The organism is Psychrobacter sp. CMS30 (genome assembly GCF_904846565.1).
Taxonomy (GTDB): Bacteria; Pseudomonadota; Gammaproteobacteria; order Pseudomonadales; family Moraxellaceae; genus Psychrobacter; species Psychrobacter maritimus.
In genome coordinates, this window is the sequence record NZ_CAJHBF010000043.1 from 1 (window position 1) to 5,053 (window position 5,053).

5 protein-coding genes are annotated in these 5,053 nt (G+C 39.8%); 1 reads left to right on the forward strand and 4 read right to left on the reverse strand.

Annotated elements, in window-relative coordinates; all coding sequences use genetic code 11:
- Window positions 1-117 precede the first annotated feature (117 nt).
- The 3 genes from JMX94_RS13090 to JMX94_RS13100 form a co-directional block, all read right to left on the reverse strand.
- Window positions 118-306 (reverse strand): hypothetical protein, encoded by a 189-nt coding sequence (locus JMX94_RS13090; RefSeq protein ID WP_201566004.1) that lies wholly within the window; start codon window positions 304-306, stop codon window positions 118-120.
- A 297-nt stretch (window positions 307-603) separates the two neighbouring features.
- Entirely contained in the window at window positions 604-960 is a 357-nt protein-coding gene (locus tag JMX94_RS13095) for a hypothetical protein (RefSeq protein ID WP_201566005.1), read from the reverse strand.
- 30 nt (window positions 961-990) lie between these two features.
- Entirely contained in the window at window positions 991-2,550 is a 1,560-nt protein-coding gene (locus JMX94_RS13100; protein ID WP_201566006.1) for a MobA/MobL family protein, read from the reverse strand.
- A 196-nt stretch (window positions 2,551-2,746) separates the two neighbouring features.
- On the opposite strand from JMX94_RS13100, the gene JMX94_RS13105 reads away from it, so the two are divergent.
- The gene (locus JMX94_RS13105; protein ID WP_201566007.1) at window positions 2,747-3,154 is read left to right on the forward strand and encodes a hypothetical protein; all 408 of its coding nucleotides are present in this window, start codon (window positions 2,747-2,749) and stop codon (window positions 3,152-3,154) included.
- A gap of 209 nt (window positions 3,155-3,363) precedes the next feature.
- On the opposite strand, the gene JMX94_RS13110 is transcribed toward JMX94_RS13105, so the two are convergent.
- A complete protein-coding gene (locus JMX94_RS13110; protein WP_201566008.1) occupies window positions 3,364-4,845 on the reverse strand; it encodes a protein rep in 1,482 nt (493 codons plus the stop codon).
- Window positions 4,846-5,053: the final 208 nt, after the last annotated feature.

The window sequence follows — 5,053 nt, forward strand, 5'->3', positions numbered from 1 at the left end:
CTGGCTAGCTGATTTTCTGATCTCGCGGCAGCAGGAACAAAAAAGTAGGTAAGCCATGCGGTGCTGTAATGCTGTGGCTTATCGCCAAGTGGCGTGTAAGTCGCCAAACATCACTAATTAATAATCGGCAATATTCTCATAACTAGCCCATTTTTTAGCACACCTACTACAGGTGTATTCACCTTCGAGCAATTGACTGCTACCCGTACCATAAACATCAACACTACCGCCACATTGAGCGCATGACTCATACTCTCCCATATCTTCAGCGCACATCTCTTCGTTAGTCCATACTCTATCGTTCATATTACATCTCTCTATATTATTTAAGTTTTAAAAAAAATCCCCTAACTACAGGGAGTAATATGTCGTAACTTTCTGTCCTACCCAAGGTTTGACAATTATCCCGCAAGGGGAGAAGGCTCATTTGTTCTAGAGTATCGAGCCTTTGTTTTACGCCTTAACGCTACCTGATAGCGAAAAGATGCTATCAGGCGCTACAGGCTGCACTTCAATAACTATGACTGCTGTGTAGATAAAAGATGTTAGCTGCAGGGCAAGGAGGCTTGTGCTAATAGATTGGCAGCACTCTAGCATGAGCCATCAGCTATAGAACAGAGGTTCCCTCATTCTATGATAATGTGCGTTATCTTTTATCTGCTTCGATAAGTCAAAGCAGTGCATGATGAAGTCATGACTTAACTTGCCCTCATAAGCACAACTTGCATAAGCTGTCAGCATATTAGCGATTGTTTCAGCTACGCCAACTGGCATCTGGCTAAAGTCATAATTCTCATCAATCATTCTGATAGCACCAGATGCAACATAAATGCACCGCAGATAACCGTTAGGAATTACAGCGCCATTCTCTTCTGAGTGGTCAATATCATAGAGTAGACTTTCTTCTGCTTCACCGATTAAATCTATATTATCTTTGACAATCTTTTGATACTTTCTCATTTTATCGATCCTCTAATTAAATAGCCTAAGCTATGGTCGAAAACTGCGCGTAGGAATTGAAGAATCAGGCGCTGAATCTGTTTCTTTTGCTCGCGGCTGCATTAAACTGAGCGCTGATTCTGAAACGCCAATCCTGTTTTTAGTTTTTTCATGTTCTAGCAACTCTACTTCTGGATTACGCAATAGCTTAATGATTTGCTCGTTATCTACTAACGATTCTGTATTAAAAAACGCTTTACTATCCCTTAGATAAGCGCGGTAATCCCCTGCAAGCTCTGGCGTTAGCTTATTTTTTTCAGCAAAAGCATCTAGTATTTTAAGTTGTCGCTCATCAAATTTTTCAGCATCTCTTGTCTGAAAACTATAAATAACTTCTTCAATCATTCGTTCAGTAGCAGTCTCAAACTCGATATTGTAGTAGTCAGTTTCTCGATCAAAAGCGCTTGTTCGCTCGTCAAACTCAGCAGCTCTTTGTTCTCTTGCTCTAGCTCTTTGTTCTCTTGCTCTAGCTCTGTCATTGTAAGGGCTTGAGGCGCTTGATTTTGCTGCTCTAGCTCGTCTCGTAATGATTTGATTAGCTGCGTCTGCTTGCTGTTGATGTCGCTCAACACTATGTTTGCTTGTATTGCTTGCTTGTTCTGTTCTACTAGCAAGAACGCTTGCTGAGCGCTCAAAGTGAATGCGGTTGTACTCGTTGATCGAGTCATTATGTTTACCTATTTCCGTCTTAGTGCCTATTTTTTCCAAGTGATTCGCATTTTTTCCTAGGTGCATCGTTGGTTTAAACTTGAGTCCTAATTCCTTATATGATTTATGTGTGACTAGAAATAAATTATGACGCGCTAGACTTTTATTTTGTATATCAGCCCACAACTTTCGTACGCCATGCAACCATTCACTATTACTACAAAGACCGCGACCTTGCTGGATTTTTTTATTAGTAACTGGATCAATCGTACCGACTAATTCATCAGCTACTATTGGGCGCGTACGCTCATCATTTGATACATCACTGTCGCATTTTTTGCCAAGCCTCAGCTCGCCATTTCTCAACTCGACTTGACGACTAAGCAATACAATATGAGCGTGAATATTGCGAGGGTCTTTGCTTTTCGTGCTATCAGCTGCTTGATCGTCTGCGCTCATATCATCGCCATGCTTGGGATCGTGAACAAAAAGCATTGCAATGACGTTTTGCTCCTCGGCTTGCTGCTTAGCAAACTCCTGAAACGCTTTTATATTTTCCTCAAGACTCAATTCATGCGAACCCGCTAGGACATATTCATTTGCAAGTTTTGCAGTTTCCTTTATTTTGCCGCGCAAGGTTGTTTCGCCTCTCTCCACTAAATTTGCTATTTCTTCAAAATCTAACGTTAGCCCTACCTTACTCATTTGCTCTGATAATTCATCAGCCAACAAAATCTCGCTATGTGCTACGTCTGTTTTTTTAGTGTAGTCGTGAGTCTTAGCATCCTTATTGTATTTATTATTGTCAGTCAATTTTAACCCTGCCCGATACGCGACAGCGGCAACTAAATTGTGATTATTTCCGCGACTTATCGACTTTCTTTCTAGTCTGTAGATAGCCATTTTTCACCTCGATTTGCTTTTGCTTTTGGGGTTTGGGGCACCCCCAACGCGGCTTCGATAAATGATACAATAACACACGCAGTACGTTTTTTGTGTCATTTCTCGAAACTGCGCTCTTGCAGAGAGCTTAAAAGCCAAAATCTTAAAGAGATATGCGGTTATACTTTATAATATTTTCATTTTAAGGATAAATACATTGAGATTTAATATCATAGAAATATTAAGTATGGGGGCAAGTATCAGCACTATGATCGGTCTATTAATTGCTATTGTCAGTCTATGTAATTACTACCGTGAAAAGAGAGAAAAATTAGAATATGACGTTAAAAAGGATTTCATTGAAGGAAAAAAATGGGAATTTTCAGGCTGGGATGATTCAAATAAACTCACTTCATGGGAACCATTAATCCAAGGTGAACAACACATTGACTTCGATCTAACTATTAGCGATGATCGTTTTTTTAGCACTTCAGGAAATATTTATTATCCTAAAAATAGAGATGACGAAGTCTTTAACATAGAAGATCAATTATTTTATGACGTTATTAAATCATATAAAAAAAATATAATTATTGAAATCGATCAGTACAAAGAGATTTTCTAAAACACCAACCCTTAGTATCAATAGACCTGAGAAGAAGTATTAGGAACAGCGACACTAAGACGTATTACCCCTCACGAATTTAAAATAACTTTTAGTAATGATTGCTTACCGGACTTTGTACGTACAGCTTCATTAACAACCGACATATATTATGAAAAAATAAGAGAAGAAAGGCACAGTGAAGAATCTAAGAAGCCCACTAAGATAGCCTAAGCACTATTTAAGAATTTTTTAGGTATCTGGCTAGCAAACTGCCTTTCATATTCTATACGTTCTCGCTCAATACGCTTTCGATCATAAATAACTAGACGATTTAGAACACTATTATATTCATCAGTACGGCCATTATTAAAATCATTTTCGACTGCCGTCAGTATGTGCGCTTGAGCCTTGTAACGCTTGATTAACTGCCATACATCGGGAGTTATTTCAGCGATATCCACTGTAGTATCAGGCTCTTCCTCTTCTAATAATTTACTATCATCAACCTCTGCAACATCTAACAATTTCTTAAGCCCGCTCGACCAAAACAACTGACGCTCCCCTTTGAAAGCTCTCGCGTACGTCTCAAAAAGCTTGGATGAATGAGCGCAACCCTCTTTTGCATCATTGAGAATTTGCCACTGGTTACGGCGACCAACTTTTCCGCTTTTAGCACTGGTGTTTGTTAGCTCTTGGCCTAGTTTGGATACGTCCGTTAATTTGGTTAAGTAATTTTTAAGTTTGCTAGCCCCTTGAAGCGTCAATCCCTTTTCAACACTTGGCAGCCCTAGTCCAACATGAGCGCAAGCCTTTATCCAGAAGTGTTTTAGAAACACCTCAAGACTAACAAACTGAATATCACCATCTAATTTTTTCTTAATTAATTGTTTTTCTCTAAAGGGCGTTACATAGCGGATAAAACCATCATCTTCAAAAGTTACCGCGACCTCGTGAGACTTAAGATCCTCAATACTCTGCGATACAAAAAGCACATCGTGATTATGCGGATGCCATCCGTTATCGCTACCGTACGTCGTCTCTAGCGCCTTAATATGGCCAACATAGCCTACTTGTTCTAATACTTCTTTGACGTTCCTATGACCCCAAAAAAAGGCACGTGCTTTACTTATCAAATTGAGAGTGGCTTTTGGTTCATCTTCTCTTGTATGCGAGTGAGTAGTCGTTAGCATCAGTGCTTCACCGCCAGCCTCAACCCAAGCGGCAACACCTTTTGAAACCTCTTCACCACGCTCAGCAAGCATTCGAGAGCCACAAACGATACAAGTCCAAATGCTTTTGCACGAGATAACATTGGTTATTTTCGCTTTGCCATTTTTACCTTTAATGCCATTGTGGCGCACACCAACATTTTTTGTAGCATCAACACGGCAACAACCGCACAGCCGAACGCGCTGATCAGGCAATATTTTCGCCGCAGTTTCTCTTAACGCATAATTGTATTTTCTGTTGTCTTGCTTGCTACGTATAGCTTTAGCGTCTTTCTTTGAAGTTTTGGCCTGAGATTCTGTATCACTACCAAGGGCACGCGAATCGGCCATTTTTCTATCGGGCACAGTTTCATGCAAACGAGAATTAACGTCTGAGTAATTTATGGATGCTATGGATTTTGAATTATCGTACTTTTTTTGTACGAAATATTGGTGTTTTTGCGCAGGATTATTTGAAAAAGCGTTTGAAAATGCTATCATAGTGTTTCAACTCTACTCGTAATAGATGTTGTATCTGATAAGAAGTGCGACCAACACTTCTAATCAAACGATTAAAAAATCTTACACTCCTCTGGGGTGTAAGTCAATAAAAGCCCCAAAACTTCGGTTTCGGGGCTTTTTTGTTGTTCATAATTTTAGCACTGCGACAACGACACAAGCAGGAAGTTACAGCGTTACAGCGCCATGC

Bases quoted from the DNA above. Each gene is read 5' to 3' on its own strand.
- JMX94_RS13090 (WP_201566004.1), bottom strand. From the start codon at position 306: ATGAACGATAGAGTATGGACTAACGAAGAGATGTGCGCTGAAGATATG.
- JMX94_RS13095 (WP_201566005.1), bottom strand. From the start codon at position 960: ATGAGAAAGTATCAAAAGATTGTCAAAGATAATATAGATTTAATCGGT.
- JMX94_RS13100 (WP_201566006.1), bottom strand. From the start codon at position 2,550: ATGGCTATCTACAGACTAGAAAGAAAGTCGATAAGTCGCGGAAATAAT.
- JMX94_RS13110 (WP_201566008.1), bottom strand. From the start codon at position 4,845: ATGATAGCATTTTCAAACGCTTTTTCAAATAATCCTGCGCAAAAACAC.